We start from the raw sequence: 23,395 nt of genomic DNA, 5'->3' as shown, positions 1-23,395 counted from the left end.
TCCCGGCCGCGGCTGGCCGGCCCACCCGAGGGGTCGGTGCCGGTTCCGACCGCGGTGCAGGTCATCGCCTCTGGGCGCCCGGTCGACGCCGTGTGGGAGAACCAACTCGGTGGCATCACGTTCCGCATCGGCGAGCCGGCCGAGGTCTACGTCAAGTGGCAGCCGCCCGGAGCGACCGACCTGGACGCCGAGGCCGATCGGCTGCGCTGGCTCGGACCCCACACGCCGGTGCCGGCGGTCGTCGACCGGGGGAGCGACGCCGACGGCGAGTGGCTCGTCACCGCAGCGTTGCCGGCGATGTCGGCCGTCGACGCCCGTTGGCACGACGACCCCGAGCGGGTCGTCCGCTCCATCGGAGCGGGGCTCCGCCACTTCCACGACCAGGTGCCCGTCGCCGGGTGCCCGTTCGACTGGTCGGTCGAGGCTCGGCTGGCCGGCCACGGGAGCCCGGACCTCGGGCCGGTGCCCCCGGTCGACCGCCTGGTGGTCTGCCACGGCGACGCCTGCGCTCCCAACACGCTCGTCGACGACGACGGGCACTACCTGGGCCATGTCGACGTCGGCAGTGCGGGCGTCGCCGACCGCTGGGCCGACCTCGCCGTGGCCTCCTGGAGCCTCGACTGGAACTTCGGCGAGGGCTGGGGGGTTCCGTTCTTCGACGCCTACGGCATCGAACCGGACGTCGAACGCATCGCGTTCCACCGACGGCTGTGGGACGCCACCTGACACGTCGCTGATACCACCGGCCCCTCGGGCAGCAAGCAGAATGACGCCGTGTCGACTCTCGTGTTCGCTGGCATCCCGTATGAGACCTTTCCCGACTTCTCGGTCGGGTTCCTCACGATTCGAACGTTCGGGACGATGGTTGCCGTCGGGGTGCTGCTCGGCGCCTGGATCGCCGCCCGCCAGGTCGAGCAGTGGGGCGTCCCCCGCGACGAGACCTACCGGTTGGCGACCCGGATGGTCGTGGCCGGCCTCATCGGTTCGCGGGTCACGTGGGTGTTCTCGCACCTGGACCAGATCGACTCGCCCATCGACGTGATCGCCGTGTGGGAGGGCGGGATCCAGTTCTCCGGCGGGTTCATCGCCGCGATCCTCTTCGGCTTCCCGACGTTCCGGACCTGGAGCCCGAAGCTGCGCTGGCGCATCCTCGACGGCTACGCCTACGGCCTCACGATCGGCCTGGCCATCGGCCGGATCGGCTGCTACTCGGTCGGCGAGCACTTCGGTCGCAGCACCGAGTTCTTCCTGGGCACCACCTACCGAGGTGGCAGCACCCAGGAGGACTTCATCGGCGACGTCCCCCTCGTCGAGGGGATGACCTTCCACAACACCGCGCTCTACGAGTTCCTGCACCTCGTGGTGCTGTTCGGACTCCTGTCCCTGGTCCTGGCCATGGCCCGCCGCGCCGGTCGCGTGCTCCCTCCCGGGACCCTCATCGGGATCTTCTGCGTCTGGTACGGCATCGGCCGCTTCGCAACCGACGTCGTGCGCACCAACGACGAGCGCGTCCTCGGGATGACCGGGGCGCAGTTCATGGGACTGGCCCTGATCCCCGTCGGCCTCTGGATCCTGCTCAAGGTCCGCCACGACGCTGCCGCGGCACCGGAGTATCCGGCCGAGATCGCTGCGATGCAGGCTGCGGTGCAGGCCCGGGCCGGGGTCGAACCCGCCAGCAGCGACACAGCCAGCAGCGACACAGCCAGCAGCGACACGGCCAGCAGCGACACGGGCAGCGACGACTGAACCGTGCGGCGCCGTGACCGGCGCCGGGACGCGAAACGGCCCCGCCGAAGCGGGGCCGTCGCAGATCGGGGAACCGGTTCGGTTCAGCTGGCCTCGGCGGCCACCTCGAACAGGCCCTCTTCCTCGGCGGTGGCGATGGCCTCGTCGAGGGTCATGTCCGGGTTCTCGAACAGCATCTCGGCCACGACCTCGAGTCGGACCTTGTCCTCGGGATCGGGGTTCTCCCCGCCCAGGTCCTCGCGCTCGTGGAGGATGATGTAGATCAGGTCGGCGTCGGAGAGCGCCTCGGCCGTGAAGCCGGGCATGCCGGTGTTCACGGGCTTGGCGTTGGCGCCGTAGGTGTCGCCCTTCTCGGCGAGCCAGCCGTTCGAGCCGAGACGGACCCACTCGAAGTGGTCCTCGAAGCTGGGCCAGGTCTCGTAGATCGCACCGTTGGTGAACGCCGGGCCGACGCCGCCGCCACCGGCGCCACCGTGGCAGCTCGCGCAGCCGGCGCCGTAGAGCTCCGTGCCGAGGACCAGGGGACCGTCGCCCTCGGGCGGCGGATCGAGCGTGCCGACGAAGAGGTAGGCCCACACGGGGATGATGGCCAGGACCGGCATCGCCCAGAACGGGATCTTGCGGCGGTTGTTGTAGGCCTGCACCATCGGCGAGGGCGGGGGAGCAGGTGCTTCCTCGACCGGGGCCGGATGGCTGGGCATCGAGGCAGCCACGGGGGCGGACGCGGCGGCCTTGGCCGGCGCGGCCGACGAGGCGCTGTCGCCACCACCGCTGCCGACAGCGTCGCCGCCATCGCCGCCGCCCATGGCGGCACGGCGCGCGCGGGAGCGCTCGAGGAGGTGATCGGGGATCTCGGTCAACATGCCTCCCAGGCACGGGGGTGAACGGCGAGAGAATAGGCAATGGGGCGCCCTCGCAGCCAAGCGACGGACCGGTCGAGTCCGCGCGGCGGGACGCCGGCGGCCGATGTGTGCGGCCTCGGGGGCAGGTGGTAGACCATCGGGCGTGGATACGGTCCTCTCCGAATCCGCATCCCAGCACATTGTGATCGATTTCACGAGGTCCTGAATCGCCGTGGTTGCCCTTCTCAGCTCACTGATCGTCGGCATTGCCGGCATTGCCGTGGTCGTGGCCGTGGGCAAGCGCCGTGCGCCCGATGCCCGCCTCACCTGGGGCGAGGCCATGGCCGCCGCCGCCTTCGCGTTCTTCATGTTCTTCTGGTGGTACGGGGTCATCCCTCACCAGTGGCTGACGCTCGCCGAGGCCGGTTGGGACTGGAGCTCGTCGAAGACCGTCTGGGGCCCGGGCAAGATCCTGCGCCCCGAGGCCGAGGGTGGCTGGCTGCCCCTCACCATCAACTACCTGCACCTCAAGGACATCGTCGCCGTCCTGATCTACGTCGTCGGCCTCGCCGGTCTGATCGCGATCTGGGCCTGGTGGAACGACCGGGCCAAGAAGGCCGACGCCGCTGCCGCCGTCGTCCCGACGTCGAGCTACGGCCGTCCGCTCGTGAGGAAGGGCTGAGATGGGCAAGACCGACGCCAATCCGCCGCTCCCCGAGTTCCGCGGCGACTACGTCCTCCAAGAGGTCGACGCGTCGTGGCTGGCTGCTGCGGTCAAGCCGAAGCAGTTCATCCACATCGATCAGTCCGAGTGCATCATGTGCGAGGGCTGTGTCGACATCTGCCCCTGGAAGTGCATCCACATGGTGCAGCCCGGCGCCATCGAGTCGGCGATCGGGACCGAACAGCCGGGACTCGATCCCAGCGACCATGTGATCTTCACCATCGATGACGACGTCTGCACCCGGTGCGCCCTGTGCGTCGACCGGTGCCCGACGGGCGTCATCATCCTCGGCAAGCTCGGTGACCCGGGCGCCGCCGGCGATCCCCATCAACGCACACCGACCCATGGCTACGGCTATGGGATGCGGTTGGGCTGAGAAGAACGGTCAAGGAGTACCTGCGTGGCCAGCACCACTGAAGACAAGCCGTCGATGGGCGAACGCATCGGCAAGACGATGAAGGACCTGCCCGACAACGTGCAGTCCTCCCAGGCGTGGAACTCGATCTTCCGGCCCGGGTCCATCTTCCGCAAGGGCTACACCGACTCGCCGCGTAACCGTTCCTACGTGGTGATGAACTCGGTGCTCTACCACCTGCATCCGGTGAAGGTGAAGCGTCACGCCGTCAAGGTGAGCTACACGCTCTGCCTCGGCGGACTGTCCTTCTTCCTCTTCATCCTGCTCACGGTGACGGGCATCTTCTTGATGTTCTTCTACCGTCCCACCGCCGCGCAGGCCTGGGACGACATCTACAACCTCCAGACCGGCGTGACGTTCGGACTCCTGGTCCGCAACATGCACCGATGGGCGGCCCACCTCATGGTGCTGTCGGTCTTCCTGCACATGGCCCGCGTCTTCTACCACGGGGCCTACAAGCCGCCCCGTGAGTTCAACTGGGTGATCGGCGTGATCCTGCTGACGCTCACCCTCCTCCTGTCGTTCACCGGTTATCTGCTGCCCTGGGACCAGTTGGCACTCTGGGCCGTGACCGTGGGAACGAACATGATGGGTTACACCCCGGTGTTCGGTGACCAGGTCCGCTTCGTCCTCCTGGGCGGCGTCGAGATCGGTTCCGACACGTTGTTGCGCTGGTACGTGCTCCACGTCTTGATGCTCCCGTTCGTGATCGTCATCTTCATGGCGATCCACTTCTGGCGGGTGCGCAAGGACGGCGGCATCTCAGGGCCTCTGTAGGCTGAGGGAGACGAAGACGCATGACTGAGATCCCCGAACACCTTCGCAAGCGAGCCGAAGAGGCCCGCAAGAAGGCCGAAGCCGAAGCCGGTGGCGGCGCGTCCGACGCCGGTGGCGGCGACGAGCAGACGCCGGAACAGGCAGCTGCGGCCTCGAAGATCCCCGCCCACCTCCTCGAGCGCTCGAAGGCGGCCAAGGCCGCGGCGAGTGGCGGCTCCGACGGTGGCGACGCCCCGTCCGGTGGCGGCGGCACGGCCGTCGCGACGGCACCTGCTGCGGCTGCTGCCGTGGCCGACACGGGTGGCCCGGTCCCGACCGGGCCCGGTGGTCACACCCAGCGACTCCTGACCGTCGTCAAGTCCGGCTCGATCCAGGACGTGCGAGCCACCCCGCTCGACAAGGTGCACGTCTGGCCGCACCTGCTGGTCGTCGAGTTCGTGGCGGCCCTCATCGTCACGGCCTTCACGCTGATCTTCTCGATCTTCGTGAACGCGCCGCTCCTCGAGCTGGCCAACTTCAACGCCACCCCGAACCCCTCCAAGGCTCCGTGGTACTTCCTGGGTCTCCAGGAACTCCTCACGATGTTCCACCCCATGGTCGCCGGTGTGACCATCCCGGGTATGGGCATGTTCGCCCTGATCCTGGCGCCCTACATCGACCGCAATCCCTCCAACAAGCCCAACGATCGCAAGTTCGTGATCTCGCTCTTCACCATCTTCTTGATGTTCTGGGCGGTTCTCGTGATCATCGGCTCGTTCTTCCGAGGCCCCGGCTTCAACTTCGTGTTCCCCTGGAACGTCGGCCTCTTCTTCGAACTGTGAGCGACAAGAATCGAAAGGTTCGATAGGCCCATGGATACCTCCACCATCATCGCCCTCGCCGTCGTCGGTTTCGTCGTCCTCGGTGCCGTGGTGCTGCTCGCTGCAGCCCGCCGCAACGAGACGACCAAGGCCATCGGCGCACTGTCCCGCGAGACGCGTAGTCGCGACGCGGGCACGACGACCCTCTCGGCGCGAGAAGAAGGCAAGGCGTCGGCCACCGGCAAGGAACTCGAACTCGCCGCCAAGCTCGACCGACGCGAGGCCGGCAAGGAACTGGTCACCGCCGGTTCTGCTGCGCCGACCGCATGGGTCCCGCCGGACCCCGACACGCTCGGCGCCACCCGTCGTCAGTTCCTCAACCGCTCGATCACCGGCTTCTTCATCGTCGGACTCTCCGGATTCGGTGCCGCCTGCATCGCCTTCCTGTGGCCCAAGGGCGGCGAGGGCTTCGGCTCCGCCATCCGTGTCGGCAACGTCGACGAGATCCTCACGGAGATCCGCGGCAACAATGGCTTCCTCTACAAGCCCGAGGGCCGTATGTGGATCACCGAGTACCCGAGCGCAGCGCTCGAGAAGGCTCGCGCCGTGTACTCCCCGGCCGAACTGGCGGGCATGGAAGCCGGCGTCATCGCGCTCTACCAGAAGTGCGTGCACCTGGGCTGCCGTGTCCCCGAGTGCGCCACCTCGCAGTGGTTCGAGTGCCAGTGCCACGGATCGCAGTACAACCAGGTCGGCGAGAAGAAGGGCGGCCCCGCCCCTCGTGGCCTCGACCGCTTCGCCATGGAGGTCTCCGGTGGCGTCCTCACCGTCGACACCGGAACCGTCATCCTCGGCCCGCCGATCGGCACCAACACGACCGGCCAAGAGGCCGAAGGCCCCCACTGCGGTGGCCAGAGCTCGCACTGACCGGAGCAGAAGACCAACACCATGACTGAGATGTCCTCCCTCCTCATCGCCGCGAGCACCGTGCAAGCGGTCGGCCTCGTGATCGCGCTGACGCTCGTCGCTGGCTTCGTCGTCTACGCGGCGTTCAACGTCCGCGCCGGACGCGAAGAGGTCGGCTCCGAGATCGAACTCGCCGCCAACCTCAAGCCCTATCTCGACGACGACGAGCTCGAGACCACCAAGCTCGACCGCACGCTCACGTTCGGCCTGCTCACGCTGGCCATCGTCGGCATCGGCCTCCCCGCTTACTGGCTGGCCGAGCCCGGCCGCCAAGAAGGCGCGATCGAGGAGTACGACCGGGTGTTCATCACCCGAGGCGAAGAGCAGTACGTCGCCGGCTCCGCCTGCAACGCCTGCCACGGCCCCGAGGGTGTCGGTGGCGTCGCCCCGTTCACCATCCTCGACGACAACAGCGAGTTCGTCGCCCAGGTCGAGTGGAAGGCCCCCGCACTCAACAACGTCATGCTCCGGTACGACCGTGAAGAGGTGAAGTTCATCCTCGACTACGGCCGTGCCTACTCGCCGATGCCCGCATGGGGCGCGGCCGGTGGCGGTCCCCGGACCGAGCAGGAGATCGAGAACATCATCGACTACCTCGAGTCGATCCAGATCACCTCCGAGGAGTCGATCACCAGCGTCGAGGGCGAACTCGTCGCAGCGCTCGACCTCTCGAGCCCCGGCGAGATCGACTACTCGTCGCTCGAGACCGGTGAGGCGCTCTTCAACCTCGGCCGCGACAGCGGCTTCGCCGGTGGCGCCTATGCCTGCGGCCGCTGCCACACCCGTGGCTGGTCGATCAGCCGGGCCGAGGGCAAGATCCTGCCCGAGGGCGCCGACGTGGCCGACTACATCGACTACCCCGACGGCGCCGGCGGCTACGGCCCCCGCCTCGAGGGCATCATCCCCCGCCAGTTCGCAGCGGTCGAGAGCCTGGTCGAGTTCCTGACCAACGGGGCCGAGCGCGGCGTCGCCTACGGCAACAACGGACTCTCCGGCGACGGCATGATGCCGGGCTTCGGCGTGAACCCGAACACCGACGAGGTCGACGACGGCATCTACCCCACGGCCGGCGGCATGCTGTCCGAAGAGATGATCCAGTCGATCGCCCGATACGTCGAGTCGTTGGACTACTCGGACACTGACGGCGCGAACGAGGAAGACAGCTGATCATGGACACCCTCGCAACCGTCACCGGCACGGTGCTCGCCGGCATCGCCTACGACCCCACCATCCGCGGCATCCTCGCGGTCGGTGTCGGCGTCGTCGTCCTCATGGGTTCCGTGTACCTGCTGTTGGGCACGAACACGGGCAACCGTCTCGGCTTCCTGCTCGCCGCCACCGGGTTCTTCGGGTGGATGGCGATCATGGGCCTCATCTGGTGGATCTACGGCATCGGCATGCTCGGCGACGCGCCGGCATGGCACATCGTCGAGTACAACACGACCGACACCGCGCTCGCGGTGACCGAGGACGTCCAGGAGCTCGACAAGAGCGTCGTCCCGGCCGAGCCCGGCGCCATCGCCACGCTCAGCGAGGAAGACCCCGAGGCCTTCGCCGCCCTCCAGGACCAGGTCCACGAGGACAGCAACGGCTGGATCCTGATGTCGCCGACCGATGCGGTCCGCAACGAGATCGAGGCCACCGTCTCGGCCGAGTTGCCCGAGTGCGCCGAGTGCGACTTCGGGATCTCGAGCGCGGCCGACTACCTGTCGATCAACGCCTACCAGCGTGGCGGCAAGGAACGGCTGCCCGAGAACCCCAGCCGCTGGGACCGGATCACGAACACGTTCAAGACCTCGGTCCAGCTCCAGCATCCGCCTCGCTACGCGGTGCTCGAGGTCCAGAAGGTCATCGAGCAGGAGACCGAACCCGGTCAGGCCCCGCCGTCGCCCAAGGTCGACGAGTCCGAGCCTGTGGTGTCGGTCGTGATGCTGCGTGACATCGGCGACCGGCGTTTCCCGTCGGCCGTGATCACCATCTCGTCGACGCTGATCTTCCTGCTCCTGTGCTGGGTGTTGCACCAGCGTGAGCGGATCCTCGAGGAGAACCTCGAGAACGCCCAGAAGGCAGGCGTCTGACCGTGCTCGGTCAGTACCTCCCGCTGGCGGTCCTGCTGATCCTGGCGGGCGTGTTCGTCGCGGGCAGCTTCGCCACCCGGAAGCTGCTGGCCACCAACAAGATGACCGAGGCCAAGCTGGCCCCGTACGAGTGCGGCATCGTGCCGACCAAGGAGCCACCGGAACGCTTCCCGGTCAAGTTCTACCTGGTCGCCATGAGCTTCATCGTCTTCGACATCGAGATCATCTTCCTGTACCCGTGGGCCACGATCTATCGCCGCCTCGGCCCGTACGGGCTGTTCGCCGTGGCGCTGTTCTCGGCGCCGATCATCGTCTCGCTGGCCTATGAGTTCAGCAAGGGTGCCCTCGACTGGGGCCCCGCCAAGTCGGACGAGCGCTCGACGATGCAGTCGCCCGACCGCACCTCGACGTCGACCGTCCGCCGTGTCGGTCTCGACGGCCGCCTGGCCGCCGGGTCGACCCCCGGCGCGACCGAAGCCGCGTAGGAGATCGCATGGGTTGGGATCTGAACGAGGGCCTCGAAGGCCTCGACCACAACGTCCTCACGGGCCGCATCGAAGACCTGGTCCAGTGGGCGCGCAAGTCGTCCATGTGGCCGGCGACGTTCGGTCTCGCGTGCTGCGCCATCGAGATGATGGCGGCTGGCGGCGCCCACTACGACCTGTCGCGCTTCGGCATGGAGGTCTTCCGGGCCTCGCCCCGACAGGCCGACCTGATGATCGTCGCCGGTCGGGTGAGCCACAAGATGGCCCCGGTGCTGCGTCAGATCTACGACCAGATGATGGAGCCCAAGTGGGTCCTGTCGATGGGCGTCTGCGCCAGCAGCGGCGGCATGTTCAACAACTACGCCATCGTGCAGGGCGTCGACCAGATCGTGCCCGTCGATGCCTACGCCCCCGGGTGCCCTCCCGGACCCGAGACGCTGATCCATGCCATCAACACCATCCACGAGAAGGTGCAGTCGGGCGAGATCCTGCGGCGTCGTGAAGAGACCGGCGCCGGCGCCGGCCTGATCCTTCCCCAGCTCGACGGCCAGACCGCCGCCGATCAGAAGGTGGAGATCGGCAAGTGAGCGACACGACCACCGAAGACGAGGCCGAGGCCGTCGTCGACGACACGACGCCCGAACCCGAGCGTCTCTTCGACCAGCTCGTCACCTACTCGCGTGGCCAGGCCGTCCTCCACATCGACCGCGCCGACGTCCAGACGCTGGTCAAGAAGCTGCGTGACGACGAGGGTTACAACGTCTGCATCGACGTCACCGCCGTCGACTACCTCACCTACGAGTCGCCCCGAGCGCTCCCCGACGGCATCGAGGCCGAGCGCTTCGAGGTCGTGGTGTCGCTCCTGAGCCACGAGCACCGGAGTCGCCTCCGCCTGCGGATGCAGGTCCCGGCCGACGACCCGTCGGTGCCCACGCTCTTCGACATCCATCCCGGAACCGAGGCGTCCGAGCGCGAGGTGTACGACATGTTCGGCATCCGCTTCGAGGGCCACCCCGACCTGACCCGCATCCTGATGCCCGAGGACTGGGACGGTCACCCCCTCCGCAAGGACTACGCCGTCGGCCGCATCCCCGTGCAGTTCAAGGGAAGTGTCACCGAACGATGACCCCCCACCCCAAAATCCCGTCGGTCGCTCACACCACCTGTGCGCCAGGAACGGGAGAAGCGGAATGAGCGACACCTACGCCGGCCAGGACACCTCGTTCACCAACGAGGGTGACCAGGAGATGGAGCGCCGCGGCGAGAGCGGCGCCGCCGAACTCCTGCGCGAACTGGGCGCCACCCTGCGCATGTCCGAAGCCGACGCCGCCGCCCTCGCCGGCGACTCCGACGACGGCGACGACAGCACCATGATCATCAACATGGGGCCGCAGCACCCGTCGACGCACGGCGTGCTCCGCCTCATGCTCGAGCTCGAGGGCGAGCGCGTCCTGCGCACCAAGTCGATCGTGGGTTACCTCCACACCGGCATGGAGAAGACCGGCGAGGAGCTCACGTTCCTCCAGGGTCCGACCAACGTGACCCGCATGGACTACGCGGCGCCGCTCTTCAGCGAGTTGGCGTTCAGCCTCGCGACCGAGACGCTGCTCGGCATCGACGAGGACATCCCGCCGCGAGCGCAGTGGATCCGGATGCTGCTCACCGAGCTCAACCGCATCAGCTCGAACCTATTGTTCATGGCCACCAACGGCATGGACGTCGGCGCCGTCGGCATGATGATCTACGGCTGGCGTGAGCGTGAAGAGACGCTCCGCCTGCTCGAGAAGATCACCGGCCTGCGGATGAACCACAACTACATCCGGCCCGGTGGCGTCGCCGCCGACCTCCCGGATGGCTGGCGTGACGACGTCCTCACGCTGATGGACTACCTGCCCGCGCAGCTCGACGAGTTCGACGTGTTGCTCACCGGACAGCCGATCTACCGCGAGCGTCTTCAGGGCGTCGGCGTCATCACCGACACCGAGGCCCTTGCGCTCGGCGCGACCGGCCCGATCCTGCGGGCCACCGGTGTGCCGTGGGACCTGCGACGCGACGACCCGTACCTGTTCTACGACCAGGTCGACTTCGACGTCCTCGTCGGCACCTACGGCGACAGCTTCGACCGCTACGCGATCCGGCTCAACGAGATCCGCGAATCGATGAAGATCGTCCGCCAGATCCTCGAGAAGATGCCCCAGGGTGACTACCGGATCCAGGACAAGAAGGTCACGCCCCCGCCGCGAGCTCGCATCGACGAGTCGATGGAAGCGCTGATCCACCATTTCAAGATCTTCACCGAGGGCTTCAAGGTCCCGGCCGGCGAGGTCTACCGAGCGGTCGAGAGCCCCCGTGGCGAACTGGGCTGCTACATCGTCTCCGACGGTGGCGCGAAGCCCTACCGCATGCACATCCGCGGCCCGAGCTTCGTCAACCTCCAGACGCTCCCGCACATGATGCGCGACGGCCTGATCGCCGACGCCGTCGTCAACATCTCGAGCGTCGATCCCATCATGGGCGAGGTCGACCGCTAGCGATCCCGTCGGTCAGGTGAGCTGTTCCTCGGACCAGCTCGCCGGATGCCGCAGACGCGCATCGCGGTGGAGATTGGCGAGCACGCGGTCGCGTAGGTCGAGTTCGACGTCCATCGTCGCCACCGGCAACAGCGCTCGTGTCCAGGCGGCGGTGAGCGTCGGGACGAAGCGACTCACGCGATCCACGGTCTCGGGATCGAAGCCGTCGTTGGCGAGCGAGAGCAACGTCTCGGGGCCTGCTGCCGTGTCGATGGCGTGCCACGGGGCCGCCTCGTCGGGGTCGTGCCACCCGGCGCGACGCCACTGCTCGGCGTCGGCGGCCGAGAACCCCGCACGCGCGAACGCGCGTGAGTAGGGGAAGCGGCGGCCGGCGAGCACGTCGTCGACGATGGAGCCCGTCATCGGCAGAACGGTACGAAACCGGAAGCTCGCACCGTGGGACCCCGAAACTCTCTCGTGCCGGTCCGAGGCGGGTCGTAGCCTCGCTCCAGCCGTTGCGGAACGGCTCGGGGAGCACGCAATGAAGAATTCGACGTCTCCGGCGCGGGTGTTGCATCCGGCCAGCGTGAACCTCCGCCGGGTCGCGCCCTACTTCAGGCCGCACAAGGCGAAGATGTGGTTCATCGGGCTGTCGGCGATCGTGTCGATCGCCGCGGGACTGTCGACGCCGTTGATCGCCAAGGCCGTCATCGACGGACCGATCGCCGACCGCGACAAGGGAGCGATCGTCCCCTGGGTCGTGTTGTCCGTGGCCCTGGCGCTGGTCGAGACCGGGTTGGCCCGCGTGCGGAGGATCTTCCTCGCCACCACGGCGATGGATGTCGAGACCCACCTCCGCAACGATCTCTACCGTCACCTGCAGCGCCTCGACGTGGGCTTCCACGATCGATGGCAATCGGGCCAACTCCTCTCACGCTCCACCAGCGACATCGCGACCATCCGGCGGTTCAGCGCCTTCGGGGCCGTGTTCCTCCTGATCATCAGCCTCGAGGTCGTCGGGATCTTCGCCCTGCTGGTGAACCTGTACTGGCCGCTCGCCCTCGTGGCGGCGGCCTTCTCCGTCCCCGTCCTCGTGCTGTGCACGCGGTTCGAGCGCCAGTACACCGCCGTCGTCCGCCGGATCCAGGACGAACTCGGCGACATGACGACCGAGATCGAGGAGGCGGCCAAGGGCATCGGCGTCATCAAGTCGTTCGGGCGAGCCCGCTACGCCTTCCGGCGCTACGACCGCCACGTCCAGCGCGTGCACGCGTCGCAGATGGAACGCATCGCCATCCACACCAAGTTCGTCTGGCTGCTGGCCATCGTCCCCAACCTGATCCTGACCGCCACGCTCCTCGCCGGCGTCCTCGCCGTCGGGTCGGGCGACATCACGCTCGGCGGGCTGTTCGCGTTCGTGTCCTACGTCTTGATCCTCGTGTTCCCGCTCGAGGCGCTGGGGTGGATCCTGGCGATGGCGCAGGAGGCGATGACCGCGGCCGACCGGGTCTACGACGTCCTCGACACGCCACCGGTGATCGACGACGCGCCGGACGCGATCGACATCGACGAGGTCACCGGTGGCGTCGAGGGCCATCTCCGCTTCGAGAACGTCCACTTCGCCTACCCACCCACCCCCATCACCCCCACCGCAAACCCGGTTCTGGGTGCGCGATCGGGACGTGAGATGGCAGATCGCGCACCCAGAACGGTTCTTGGTGGGGTGGATCTGGTGATCGAGCCGGGGGAGACGCTGGCGCTCGTCGGCGCGACCGGGTCGGGAAAGACGACCGTGGCCACGTTGCTGGCGCGGTTGTACGACCCCACGGCCGGGCGGATCACCCTCGACGGCCACGACCTGCGCGACCTCGCGGTCACCAGCCTCCGTCGCCATGTCGGGTTCGCGTTCGAGGAGGCGACGCTGTTCTCGGCCAGCGTCCGCGAGAACCTGCGCATCGGCAAACCCGACTGCACCGACGACGAGATCGCCGAGGCGCTGCGGATCGCCCACGCCGACTTCGTCGACCAGCTCCCGTGGGGCCTCGACACTCGCATCGGCGAGCAGGGCATGAATCTCTCCGGCGGTCAGCGCCAGCGGCTCGCGCTCGCCCGCGCGGTGATCGCCATGCCCACGATCCTGATCCTCGACGACCCCCTCAGCGCGCTCGACGTCCACACCGAGTCGCTCGTCGAGCAGGCCCTGCGTCCGCTCCTCGCCACCCGCACCGCGCTCGTGGTGGTCCATCGTCCATCGACCATCGCACTGGCCGACCGCGCGGCGTTGCTCGACGGTGGCCGGATCGTCGCCACCGGTACCCACACCGAACTCCTCGCCACCGAGCCCCGCTACCGGGCGATCCTGGCGCAGGAGACCGAGGACACGGAGGTGACGGCGTGACCACCTACGACCCCGCGACCGTCGACGTGACCGGCGACGAGTCGATCGACTCGTGGCGTGGCGTCGCGCCCGAGGACATCGACAACGTCCAGGGAAGCCTGGCGACGCTCCTGCGCTCGCGCAGCCGTGAGCTGCTCGCCTCGCTGCTCCGCCCCCACAAGAAGACGATGCTGTGGGCCACCGCCCTCATCGGCGTGAACATGTTCGCCCATCTGTCGGGCCCGTGGTTCGTCGGCAAGGCGATCGACGACGGCATCCCACCGCTGCTCGACGGCGGCGACGGCTCGATCCGCCCGCTCCTGCTCGTCGTCGCCGGGTTCCTCGCGGCCACGGTCATCGGGGCCGTCACCTTCAACGCCTTCCTCCTCGTGTCGGGGCGTGTCGGCCAGGACGTCATCGTCGACATCCGTCACCGGCTTTCGCGCCACTTCACCGACCTCAGCATCGGGTTCCACCAGCGATACACGTCGGGTCGGGTCATCTCCCGCCAGACCAGCGACGTCGACGCCATCTCCGAACTGCTCGGCCACGGCCTCCTCCAGCTGACGACCTCGGTCCTCACCCTGGTCGGCATCGCGGTGATCCTCGTCGTGCTCGATCCCGTCCTCGCCGTCGCCTCGCTCGCGGTGATGCCGGCGCTCTTCGTGCTCACCCGCTGGTTCCGGCATCACTCCGAGAAGGCGTACCGCGCCACCCGCGAGGCCGTGGCCCTGGTCATCGTGCACTTCGTCGAGTCGCTCGGCGGGATCCAGGCGGTGCAGGCGTTCCGACGCGAGCCCCGCAACCAGGAGATCTTCGACGACCTCGACGGCCGCTACCGCGACGCCAACGTCTGGTCGGCGCGCCTGGCCGCGACCTACGGACCGGGTGTGCAGTTCGCCGGTCGGCTGACCACGGCGGCCGTGCTGTTCTACGGCGGCACCCGGGTGATCGACGGCCACATCGAGATCGGCGTGCTCGCTGCGTTCATCCTCTACCTGCGCCAGTTCTTCGAGCCGATGCAGGAGCTCTCGCAGTTCTACAACCTGTTCCAGGCCGCAGCGGCCGCCACCGAGAAGCTGTCGGGCGTGCTCGACGAGCAGCCGACGGTCGCCCGCGCCGTCGATCCGATCTCCCTCCCGCTCGCCGAGGGGGCACTCGAGTTCGACGGCGTGTCGTTCTCCTACGGGGCGCACACCGTCCTGCACCACCTCGACCTCGCGATCCCCGCCGGCCAGACCGTGGCGATCGTCGGCGAGACCGGTGCCGGCAAGTCGACCATCGCTCGCCTCGTCGCCCGGTTCTGGGATCCGACCGAGGGCGTCGTCCGACTCGACGGCATCGATCTCCACCGGGTGGACGACGACGACCTCCGCCGGGCGGTCGTGATGGTCACCCAGGACAACTTCCTCTTCAGCGGCACCGTCGCCGACAACATCGCCTTCGGGCGCCCGGACGCGTCCCGCGTCCAGATCGAGGCCGCAGCGCGGGCGATCGGCGCCGACACCTTCATCGAGATGCTCCCGCAAGGGTTCGACACCGACATCCAGGCGAAGGGGGCGCGCCTCTCCGCCGGCCAGCGCCAGCTGCTCGCCTTCGCCCGAGCGTTCCTCGCCGACCCCGCGGTGCTGATCCTCGACGAGGCCACCAGCTCGCTCGACATCCCGTCCGAGCGGTTGGTCCAGCGGGCCCTGCGCACGCTGCTCGCCGACCGGACGGCGGTGATCATCGCCCACCGGCTCACCACGGTCGAGATCGCCGACCGCGTCCTGGTCGTCGACGCCGGCCGGGTCGTCGAGGACGGCTCGCCCGAGGCTCTGCGGGGGAGCGGCGGCGAGTACGCCGACCTCCACGCTGCCTGGGCCGACTCACTCATCTAGCCGGTGATGGGCCGACCCGCACTCACTCTCGTATCCCGCTGGCGACGGCCACCTCCTGATGCGTCCGCTCCTTGACGACGAGGGCGAGGTAGACCCGCCGCAGTTCCCCGATGACCGCTTCGAACGAATCCACCACACCCGAGTAGAGCGCAAGCGGGGCGATCTGTACGACGAGAAGTGGTCAGGATCTGACCGACCGGCACCCGCGGCGATACTGTCCGCCGGTAGCCCGTCCCCGCTCGTTGGGGCGCCCCTGTGAGCTTGTGCAAGGATTCACGACGATGCCCCGGTTCAGCGCCGAGAACACGATCCTGGCCAAGGAGATCATCGGTCGGTATCCCCTACCCAAGTCCGCGCTGATCCCGCTGCTGCACCTCGCGCAGGAACAGGACGGCTGGGTCGCCGACGACGCGATGGAACACATCGCCGAGTTGGTCGGCGTCACCCCGGCCGAGGTCATCGGCACCTGCACCTTCTACGAGATGTTCAAGCGTGAGCCGGTGGGCGAGTACCTCGTCAACGTCTGCACCAACATCTCGTGCATGCTCCTCGGCGGCGAGGAACTGCTCCACCACCTCGAGGAGCGCCTCGGCATCCGCCCGGGCAGCACCACGTCCGACGGAATGTTCACGCTCGAAGACGTCGAGTGCATCGCGGCCTGCACCGAGGCTCCGTGCCTCACGGTCAACTACCGCTACTTCCACAAGATCAGCCACGACGAGGCCGACACGTTGCTCGACGACCTGAAGGCCGGTCGCCGGGCCCACGAGGTGCCCAAGCACGGCACGCTCGGCCGTGTCCGCCAGCAGATCCCCGCCGACAAGCGCGCCGGCGTCGCCGTCCCCGGTGAATGCGAGACACCCGTGTGGCTGTCGTCCGCGTCGGCGGAAGGGGCGGACGCGTGAGCGATCCCCAGACCGATACCGCCGCGCCGGCCACACCCAAGCCCGAGCTCCCGATGATGATCACGGGGCGCTTCGGTTACGAGGACGCCCACACCATCGAGCGCTACCAGGCGACGGAGGGCTACGACGGGCTCCGCAAGGCACTCCAGATGGGGCCAGAAGCCGTCAGCAACGAGGTCAAGGCCGCGAGCCTCCTCGGACGCGGTGGCGCAGGCTTCCCGGCCGGCGTCAAGTGGGGCTTCTGCCCGCCCGACGTGTGGCCGCGGTACCTCGTCATCAACGGCGACGAGTCCGAGCCCGGCACCTACAAGGACCGCCTCCTCATGGAGCGCGATCCGCACCAGCTGATCGAGGGCGCGCTGATCTGCGCCTACGCCGTGGGCTGCGCCCAGGTGTTCCTCTACGTGCGGGGCGAGATGGCCCACGCACACGAGCGCATCGCCCAGGCCCTCAACGAGGCCTACGCCGCCAACCTCGTCGGCAAGAACATCCTCGGTTCCGACTTCTCGTGCGATGTCATCCTGCACTGGGGTGCGGGCGCCTACATCGTGGGTGAGGAGACGGCGCTCATCGAGTCGCTCGAGGGCAACCGGGGCATGCCCCGCCTCAAGCCGCCGTACTTCCCGGCCGCCAAGGGCCTCTACATGCAGCCGACCATCGTCAACAACGTCGAGACGATGGCCAACCTTCCCTGGATCCTGCGCAACGGCGCCGACGCCTACACCGTCTTCGGGGCCGAGAACTCCCGCGGCACCCGCATGTTCGCGGTGTCGGGTCACGTCAAGAAGCCCGGCGTGTACGAGGTCGAGTTCGGCACCACCACGTTCCGCGACCTGATCTACGGCCACTGTGGCGGGATCCGCGGCACCAACAAGCTCAAGGCCTTCATCCCCGGCGGCGCATCGGCTCCGTGGTTCTACGAAGAGCACCTCGACATCCCCCTCGAGAAGGCCGCGGTCGACAAGGCCGGCTCGATGCTCGGCTCCGGCGCCGTCGTCGTCATGGACGACACCACCGACGCGGTCAAGGCCGCCTGGCGTGTGGTCCGGTTCTTCGCTCGCGAGTCGTGTGGCAAGTGCACCCCGTGTCGCGAGGGCACGTCGTGGCTCGAGAAGATCATGCGGCGCATGCTCGACGGCCACGGTCGTCCCGAGGACATCGCCCTGCTGCTCGACCTGTGCGACAACATCAGCCCGTCGATCGCCTGGCCGCCCAAGCAGACCACCATCTGCCCGCTCGGCCCGTCGGCGGTCTCGCCCATCGCCAGCGCGGTCGTCCGCTTCAAGGACGAGTTCCAGGCGTACTGCGGCGGCGGCGACATCCCCACCTCGGTGACCATCAACGGTGGCGCCTACATCCCTCCGGAAGGGACCCCGGCCGGTGTCTGACGCAACCGAAACCACCGTGAAGATCACCGTCGACGGCAAGGAGATCGACGCTCGTCCCGACGAGTTGGTCATCGAAGCCGCCGAACGGGCCGGGACCTACATCCCCCGCTTCTGCCACCACCCGCGCATGAACCCGGTGGGCATGTGCCGGATGTGCATCGTCGAGATCGACACCGGCCGTGGCCCTGCGCTCCAGCCGAGCTGCATGATCCCCGTGTCCGAGGGCATGACGGTCGTGACCGACAGCGACGTCACGAAGAAGGCCCAGGACGGCGTCCTCGAGTTCCTCCTCGCCAACCACCCGCTCGACTGCCCGGTCTGCGACAAGGGCGGCGAGTGCCCTCTCCAGGACCAGGCCTATTCGCACGGTCCCGGCGAGTCGCGCTTCATCGAGGAGAAGCGTCACTTCGAGAAGCCGATCCCGATCAGCGACCTGGTCAACCTCGACCGTGAGCGCTGCATCCTGTGCGATCGCTGCACCCGCTTCGCCGACGAGGTCGCCGGCGACGCCCTCATCCACTTCATCGACCGTGGGAACCAGACCCAGGTCAACACCTTCCCCAACGAGCCCTTCGCCAGCTACTTCTCGGGCAACACCGTGCAGATCTGCCCGGTCGGCGCGCTGACCGCCGAGCCGTACCGCTTCAAGGCCCGACCGTGGGACCTCGACCAGGTCGAGTCGACCTGCACGTCGTGCTCCGTCGGTTGCCGCGTGGTCGTCCAGGCCAGCCGCAACGAGGTCCTGCGCACCCAGGGCGTCGACATCGACGGCGTCAACTGGGGCTGGCTCTGCGACAAGGGTCGCTTCGACTTCCAGTCGATCCACGCCGAAGACCGCCTCACCGAGCCCCTCGTCCGCGACGGCGACGCGCACCAGCGCACCTCGTGGGCCGATGCCCTCGGTCGTTCGGCCGGCGTGGTCAAGGCTGCGCTCGACTCGGCCGGGCCCACCGGTATCGGTGTGGTCGGCGGCGCTCGCCTCTCGAACGAGGCGGCCTACGCCTGGGCCAAGCTCACCAAGGGTGTCATCGGCACCGACAACGTCGACTGCCAGATGGGCGACGGCCTCCCCGCCGAAGCCGTGCTCGGGCTGCCGCGGGCGACCATCGACGAGGCCTGCACGCCCAAGGGCACCGTCATCCTCCTCGGGGTCGACCCCAAGGAAGAGTTGCCGGTTCTCTACCTGCGCCTGCGGCACGCCATCGTCGAGGACGGCGCCACGCTCATCGAGATCGTGCCCCACGCCACCGGCCTGTCGAAGCTCGCGGCGCACACGCTGACCTACGCACCCGGCGCTGCGGCCGACGTCGCCAGCGCGCTGGTGTCGTCGTCGCCCGCCGCTGCCGGTGGCATCGACGGCGCCGACATCGCCGCTGCCGCGAAGGCGCTGGGCGACGGTCCGGTGACCGTCGTCGTCGGACGCGGCAACCTCGCCGACTCGGCCGACATCATCACCGCTGCCGCCGGCGCCCTCCTCGACGGCCTCGACGACGTCCGCTTCCTGTCGGCCCTGCGCCGCGGCAACGTCCACGGTGCCATCGACGCCGGTCTCTCCCCGGGCCTCCTGCCCGGCCGGGTGAGCCTCGACGAGGGTCGCTCGCACTTCCACGAGACCTGGTCGACCGTCCCGGCGACCGCCGGACTCGACACGACCGGCATCCTCCAGGCCGCCGCCGACGGCAAGCTCGACGTCCTCGTGCTGCTCGGCGCCGATCCGCTCACCGACTTCCCCGACACCGACCTCGCCACCCGGGCGCTCGCCGGTGCCCGCACGGTCATCGCCGTCGACACGCTGCCGACGTCGTCGGTCCGCCAGGCCGACATCGTCCTGCCGGCGGCCGGTTACGTCGAGGTCGACGGCACGACGACCAACCTCGAGGGCCGCGTCAGCCGCCTCGCACCGAAGGTCACGCCTCCCGGCACCGCTCGTGCCGACTGGATCATCGCCGCCGAACTCGCCATCCGCCTGGGCGACGACCTCGGCCTCGAGTCGACCGAGGCCGTCTTCGACGAACTCACTGCCGTCTCGGCCGTGCACCGCGGTCTGACGATCGAAGCGATCGGCGTCGACGGCACCGTCGTCCCGGTCCACGTCGACACCCCGACCGCCGAAGGGGCGACGCCCGACTCCGACGTCGATCCCGATGCCGCCGACGCCGCGGTCGCCGCCGAAGCAGCCGACTCCGACGAAGCCGCGCAGGCCGCCGAGGCCGAAGCCGTCGAAGCGCAGGCCGACGCCGCCGACGCGCCGGACACGGCCGACGCCGATGCCGACGCACCCGCCGACACCGAGCCTGCCCTCGCCAGCGGCCCCGCCGTCGGTGCCGGCATCACGTTCTCGGCGCCACGCGTCGACGTCCCCCAGCCCGACGGTTACCGGCTCCGGCTGGTCACCACCCGGGCGCTCTACGACATGGGCACCGCCACGCAGGCCTCGCCGTCGCTGGCCAAGCTGCCGCACGGCGCGACGCTGCGGCTGCACCCGCACGACTTCGACCGCCTCGGCGTCACCGCCGGCAGCAGCGTCAAGGTGTCGAACACCGAGAGCGGCCGTGGCGCCATCACCGTCCCGGTCGAGTCCTCGGCTGCCGTGCCTCGTGGTGCGGCCCTCGTGGCCTACGCCCAGCCTGGTGGCGCGACCGCCGGTCTCATCGACGTGTCGCGTGCCGTGACCGACGTCCGGGTGGAGCTCGCACCGTGAACGGCATCCTGGCGCTCGATCCGCTCTACCTCGACGGCGTCGGCCTGGCCGAGGTCCTCATCACCATCGGCAAGGTGCTGATCACCTTCGTGATCCTGCTCGTCTCCGTGATCTTCATGGTCTGGTTCGAGCGCAAGGTCATCTCCGACATGCAGAACCGCATCGGCCCCAACCGGGCCGGTCCGTTCGGACTCCTGCAGACCCTCGCCGACGGCATGAAGCTGATCTTCAAGGAAGACCTGATCCCCAACCGGGCCCAGCGATTCGTCTTCCTGCTGGCGCCGTACCTGTCGGTCATCCCCGCGTTCTTGATCTTCGCCATCGTGCCGCTCGGCGGCACGATCCACGCCGACGATCCCGGCATCGTGACCATCGCCGGCCACCAGACCTACACGCAGCTGGCCGACCCGCCCATCGGCATCCTGTTCGTGCTCGCGGTCAGCTCGATCGCGGTCTACGGCGTCATGCTCGCCGGCTGGGCATCCGGCTCGAAGTACCCGCTGCTCGGCTCAGTCCGCGCCACCGCCCAGATGGTCTCGTACGAGGCAGCGATGGGCCTGTCCGTCGTGGCCTTGGTCCTGACCTCGGGCAGCCTCAGCACCCGCACCATGGTCGAGGTCCAGGCGAGCGAGGGCTTCAGCGGGATCATCCCCAACTGGAACGTCATCGTCACCGGCTTCGTGCCGTTCGTGATCTTCTTCATCGCCGCGCTCGCCGAGATGAACCGCCCGCCCTTCGACCTCGTCGAGGCCGAGCAGGAGATCGTCGGCGGCTACCACACCGAGTACAGCTCGATCCGTTTCGGCATGTTCTTCGTCGCCGAGTTCATGCACCCGATCACCATGTCGGGCGTCATCGTCACCCTGTGGTTCGGTGGCCCGTCCGGCCCGCAGTGGTTCGGCCCGGTCTCCGGCATCATCTGGCTGCTGGCCAAGATCTTCGTCTTCCTCTACATCTTCGTGCTGATCCGCGGCACGCTGCCTCGCTTCCGGTACGACCAGCTCATGGACCTGGGATGGAAGATCCTCATCCCGCTGTCGTTGGCCTGGCTGCTCCTGCTCGCCGCCATCAACGTCGGCCGCGACGCCGGGTGGAACCTGGGGCTCACGATCTTCATCGGGTTCGTCGTGATCGGTGGCACCTGCTTCGCGATCCTCACCCGGGCCATGGACATCTCACGACAGCGTCGTGAGCTGGGGGAGGTCGAGGTCTGATGGGTTATCTCGACGGTTTCAAGATCACCATCAACAAGACGTTCAACAAGGGCAGCGTCTCGGGCAAGAACCTGACGTCGCCCTACGTCAAGGACGAGGGTGGCAAGCGGGTCAAGCCGCTGCGCCTCCACGGCCGCCACGTGCTCAACCGGTACGAGGACGGCATGGAGAAGTGCATCGGCTGCGAGCTCTGCGCCGGTGTCTGCCCCGCCCGTTGCATCTACGTGCGCGGCAAGGACAACGACCCGGCCGACCCCGTCAGCCCGGGCGAGCGCTACGGCTTCGTCTACGAGATCAACTACCTGCGGTGCATCCACTGCGACCTGTGCGTCGAGGCATGCCCGACCGAGGCGATCACCGAGACCAAGTTGTTCGAGTTCAGCTTCACCAACCGCCAGGACGCGATCTACACCAAGGACGAACTGGTGGTCGACGACGACGGTCGCCCCCAGAAGCTGCCATGGGAGGACTGGTCCGACGCCGACCTGATCGAGGGCAACACCTCGGCATGGATGCGGGCCACGGCCCCCTCCGGCGACGCCGCCTTCGAAGGCATCGTGGCCTGGGCCGGCGAGCTCGGTTACGGCGAGCGGGCCCCGGAGCTCGGTCAGACCGCAGACGGCCACGAGCCCGGTGACGACATCACCATGAAGCCGGCGACGCCCGAAGGCGGTGTGCACTAGTGGAGACGTTCATCTTCCTCGTGGCCGGTGCCATCTGCATCATCGGTGCGCTCGGCGTGGTCATCTCGTCCAACCCCGTGCACTCTGCCCTCTCGCTGGTCGCCACGCTCTTCGGCGTCGCCGTGCTCTTCGTCGCCCAGGAGGCCAACTTCCTGGCTGCGGTGCAGGTCATCGTCTATGCCGGCGCCATCGTCGTGCTGTTCCTGTTCGTGATCATGCTGTTGGGCGTCGACCGGGCCGAGTCGCTCGAGGTCGAACCCATCGTCGGTCAGCGCGTCGCCGCGCTCATCGTCGGCGTGGCCGTGTTCGCCCTGCCGGTGGCCGCCCTCGCCTCCACCAGCTGGGAAGCGACCGGTGCCCTCTCGAACCTGGGCCGCCTCAGCGACGGCGGCCCCGACATCGAGGCCCTGGGCGAGATCGTGTTCACCCGCTACCTGCTGGCCTTCGAGGTCACGTCGGTGCTGCTGGTCATCGCCGTCGTCGGCGCAGTCCTGCTCTCCAAGAAGTCGCCGGTGCGCGACGAACTCGAGATCGAGGGCCTCTACGAGCCCGAGCCTGCATCCGACGCTGCCCCCGAGGAGGCGACCTCGTGATCGCCGCTGTCGAACCGGCCTGGTACCTGGTCCTGGCGTCGCTGATCTTCGCCATCGGCGCGACCGGACTCCTGGTCCGCCGCAATCCGCTGGTGATGTTCATGTGCGTCGAGCTGATGCTCAACGCCGTGACGCTGACCTTCGTCACCTTCTCCCGCATGCTCAACGACGTCGGCGGTCAGGCCGTCGTCGTGTTCGTGCTCGTGGTGGCCGCAGCCGAGGTCGTCGTCGGCCTCGGGATCATCGTGGCCATCCTCCGCAAACGCCCCGCCGCCACGGCGGACGACCTGTCACTCCTCAAGGGATAGCCG

23 protein-coding genes and 1 pseudogene are annotated in these 23,395 nt (G+C 68.3%); 22 read left to right on the top strand and 2 right to left on the bottom strand.

Annotated elements, in window-relative coordinates:
• The first annotated feature begins 36 nt into the window (after nucleotides 1–36).
• Together AB8619_RS16605 and AB8619_RS16600 are read left to right on the top strand one after the other, a co-directional pair.
• Nucleotides 37–726: a phosphotransferase gene (locus tag AB8619_RS16605; RefSeq protein ID WP_436793743.1), complete on the top strand. Its 690-nt coding sequence runs from the start codon at nucleotides 37–39 to the stop codon at nucleotides 724–726.
• Between the two features lie 48 nt (nucleotides 727–774).
• Nucleotides 775–1,746, top strand: a complete 972-nt coding sequence (locus AB8619_RS16600) for a prolipoprotein diacylglyceryl transferase (RefSeq protein ID WP_436793742.1) — start codon at nucleotides 775–777, stop codon at nucleotides 1,744–1,746.
• Nucleotides 1,747–1,829: 83 nt separating this feature from the next.
• On the opposite strand, the gene AB8619_RS16595 is transcribed toward AB8619_RS16600, so the two are convergent.
• A complete protein-coding gene (locus tag AB8619_RS16595; RefSeq protein WP_436793741.1) occupies nucleotides 1,830–2,609 on the bottom strand; it encodes a c-type cytochrome in 780 nt (259 codons plus the stop codon).
• 211 nt (nucleotides 2,610–2,820) lie between these two features.
• Between AB8619_RS16595 and AB8619_RS16590 the strand changes: the two genes are divergently transcribed.
• The 11 genes and pseudogenes from AB8619_RS16590 (at nucleotide 2,821) to AB8619_RS16540 (ending at nucleotide 11,364) form a co-directional block, all read left to right on the top strand.
• The gene (locus AB8619_RS16590) at nucleotides 2,821–3,270 is read left to right on the top strand and encodes a hypothetical protein (RefSeq protein WP_436793740.1); all 450 of its coding nucleotides are present in this window, start codon (nucleotides 2,821–2,823) and stop codon (nucleotides 3,268–3,270) included.
• A gap of 1 nt (nucleotide 3,271) precedes the next feature.
• Complete coding sequence (locus AB8619_RS16585; RefSeq protein WP_436793739.1) at nucleotides 3,272–3,688, top strand: 4Fe-4S binding protein; 417 nt, start codon at nucleotides 3,272–3,274, stop codon at nucleotides 3,686–3,688.
• A 54-nt stretch (nucleotides 3,689–3,742) separates the two neighbouring features.
• Nucleotides 3,743–4,504 (top strand): selenite/tellurite reduction operon b-type cytochrome ExtP, encoded by a 762-nt coding sequence (gene extP / locus AB8619_RS16580; RefSeq protein ID WP_436796400.1) that lies wholly within the window; start codon nucleotides 3,743–3,745, stop codon nucleotides 4,502–4,504.
• 20 nt (nucleotides 4,505–4,524) lie between these two features.
• Nucleotides 4,525–5,325, top strand: a complete 801-nt coding sequence (locus AB8619_RS16575) for a menaquinol-cytochrome c reductase cytochrome b subunit (RefSeq protein WP_436793738.1) — start codon at nucleotides 4,525–4,527, stop codon at nucleotides 5,323–5,325.
• Between the two features lie 30 nt (nucleotides 5,326–5,355).
• Nucleotides 5,356–6,231 (top strand): ubiquinol-cytochrome c reductase iron-sulfur subunit, encoded by an 876-nt coding sequence (locus AB8619_RS16570; protein WP_436793737.1) that lies wholly within the window; start codon nucleotides 5,356–5,358, stop codon nucleotides 6,229–6,231.
• 30 nt (nucleotides 6,232–6,261) lie between these two features.
• Nucleotides 6,262–7,437 carry a c-type cytochrome gene (locus tag AB8619_RS16565; RefSeq protein ID WP_436793736.1) on the top strand — a complete coding sequence of 392 codons (1,176 nt, stop codon included), beginning with the start codon at nucleotides 6,262–6,264 and terminating at the stop codon, nucleotides 7,435–7,437.
• A 2-nt stretch (nucleotides 7,438–7,439) separates the two neighbouring features.
• The gene (locus tag AB8619_RS16560; RefSeq protein WP_436793735.1) at nucleotides 7,440–8,348 is read left to right on the top strand and encodes a hypothetical protein; all 909 of its coding nucleotides are present in this window, start codon (nucleotides 7,440–7,442) and stop codon (nucleotides 8,346–8,348) included.
• 2 nt (nucleotides 8,349–8,350) lie between these two features.
• A complete protein-coding gene (locus tag AB8619_RS16555) occupies nucleotides 8,351–8,833 on the top strand; it encodes an NADH-quinone oxidoreductase subunit A (RefSeq protein ID WP_436793734.1) in 483 nt (160 codons plus the stop codon).
• A gap of 8 nt (nucleotides 8,834–8,841) precedes the next feature.
• Nucleotides 8,842–9,354, top strand: a pseudogene (locus AB8619_RS16550) (NADH-quinone oxidoreductase subunit B); the annotation flags it as partial.
• A gap of 62 nt (nucleotides 9,355–9,416) precedes the next feature.
• The gene (locus tag AB8619_RS16545) at nucleotides 9,417–9,959 is read left to right on the top strand and encodes an NADH-quinone oxidoreductase subunit C (protein WP_436793733.1); all 543 of its coding nucleotides are present in this window, start codon (nucleotides 9,417–9,419) and stop codon (nucleotides 9,957–9,959) included.
• A 121-nt stretch (nucleotides 9,960–10,080) separates the two neighbouring features.
• Nucleotides 10,081–11,364, top strand: coding sequence for an NADH-quinone oxidoreductase subunit D (locus AB8619_RS16540; RefSeq protein WP_436796399.1), 1,284 nt, complete (start codon nucleotides 10,081–10,083; stop codon nucleotides 11,362–11,364).
• A 12-nt stretch (nucleotides 11,365–11,376) separates the two neighbouring features.
• Here the strand turns inward: AB8619_RS16540 and AB8619_RS16535 are convergent, their stop codons facing one another.
• Nucleotides 11,377–11,766, bottom strand: coding sequence for a hypothetical protein (locus AB8619_RS16535; protein ID WP_436793732.1), 390 nt, complete (start codon nucleotides 11,764–11,766; stop codon nucleotides 11,377–11,379).
• A gap of 118 nt (nucleotides 11,767–11,884) precedes the next feature.
• Here AB8619_RS16535 and AB8619_RS16530 point away from each other — a divergent pair, with 118 nt between their 5' ends.
• The 9 genes from AB8619_RS16530 (at nucleotide 11,885) to nuoK (ending at nucleotide 23,392) form a co-directional block, all read left to right on the top strand.
• Complete coding sequence (locus tag AB8619_RS16530) at nucleotides 11,885–13,741, top strand: ABC transporter ATP-binding protein (RefSeq protein ID WP_436793731.1); 1,857 nt, start codon at nucleotides 11,885–11,887, stop codon at nucleotides 13,739–13,741.
• Nucleotides 13,738–15,600, top strand: a complete 1,863-nt coding sequence (locus tag AB8619_RS16525) for an ABC transporter ATP-binding protein (RefSeq protein WP_436793730.1) — start codon at nucleotides 13,738–13,740, stop codon at nucleotides 15,598–15,600. The genes AB8619_RS16530 and AB8619_RS16525 overlap by 4 nt, the downstream gene beginning before the upstream one ends.
• A 281-nt stretch (nucleotides 15,601–15,881) precedes the next feature.
• A complete protein-coding gene (locus AB8619_RS16520) occupies nucleotides 15,882–16,505 on the top strand; it encodes an NADH-quinone oxidoreductase subunit NuoE family protein (RefSeq protein WP_436793729.1) in 624 nt (207 codons plus the stop codon).
• Entirely contained in the window at nucleotides 16,502–17,893 is a 1,392-nt protein-coding gene (nuoF, locus tag AB8619_RS16515) for an NADH-quinone oxidoreductase subunit NuoF (RefSeq protein WP_436793728.1), read from the top strand. Before AB8619_RS16520 ends, nuoF begins: the two co-directional genes overlap by 4 nt.
• Complete coding sequence (gene nuoG, locus AB8619_RS16510) at nucleotides 17,886–20,594, top strand: NADH-quinone oxidoreductase subunit NuoG (protein WP_436793727.1); 2,709 nt, start codon at nucleotides 17,886–17,888, stop codon at nucleotides 20,592–20,594. The genes nuoF and nuoG overlap by 8 nt, the downstream gene beginning before the upstream one ends.
• Nucleotides 20,591–21,808, top strand: a complete 1,218-nt coding sequence (gene nuoH / locus AB8619_RS16505) for an NADH-quinone oxidoreductase subunit NuoH (RefSeq protein ID WP_436793726.1) — start codon at nucleotides 20,591–20,593, stop codon at nucleotides 21,806–21,808. Before nuoG ends, nuoH begins: the two co-directional genes overlap by 4 nt.
• Entirely contained in the window at nucleotides 21,808–22,491 is a 684-nt protein-coding gene (locus AB8619_RS16500; protein WP_436793725.1) for a NuoI/complex I 23 kDa subunit family protein, read from the top strand. The genes nuoH and AB8619_RS16500 overlap by 1 nt, the downstream gene beginning before the upstream one ends.
• On the top strand, nucleotides 22,491–23,084 hold the full coding sequence (locus tag AB8619_RS16495; protein WP_436793724.1) for an NADH-quinone oxidoreductase subunit J family protein: 594 nt from the start codon (nucleotides 22,491–22,493) through the stop codon (nucleotides 23,082–23,084). The genes AB8619_RS16500 and AB8619_RS16495 overlap by 1 nt, the downstream gene beginning before the upstream one ends.
• Nucleotides 23,081–23,392, top strand: coding sequence for an NADH-quinone oxidoreductase subunit NuoK (gene nuoK / locus AB8619_RS16490; protein ID WP_436793723.1), 312 nt, complete (start codon nucleotides 23,081–23,083; stop codon nucleotides 23,390–23,392). The genes AB8619_RS16495 and nuoK overlap by 4 nt, the downstream gene beginning before the upstream one ends.
• The last annotated feature ends 3 nt before the right edge of the window (nucleotides 23,393–23,395 follow it).

Origin of the sequence: Actinospongiicola halichondriae (genome assembly GCF_049103745.1) — a bacterium.
GTDB classification, from domain to species: Bacteria; Actinomycetota; Acidimicrobiia; order Acidimicrobiales; family Salinilacustritrichaceae; genus Salinilacustrithrix; species Salinilacustrithrix halichondriae.
The sequence above is the reverse complement of the archived record's forward strand: the minus strand, read 5'-3'. Positions and strand labels throughout refer to the sequence as shown.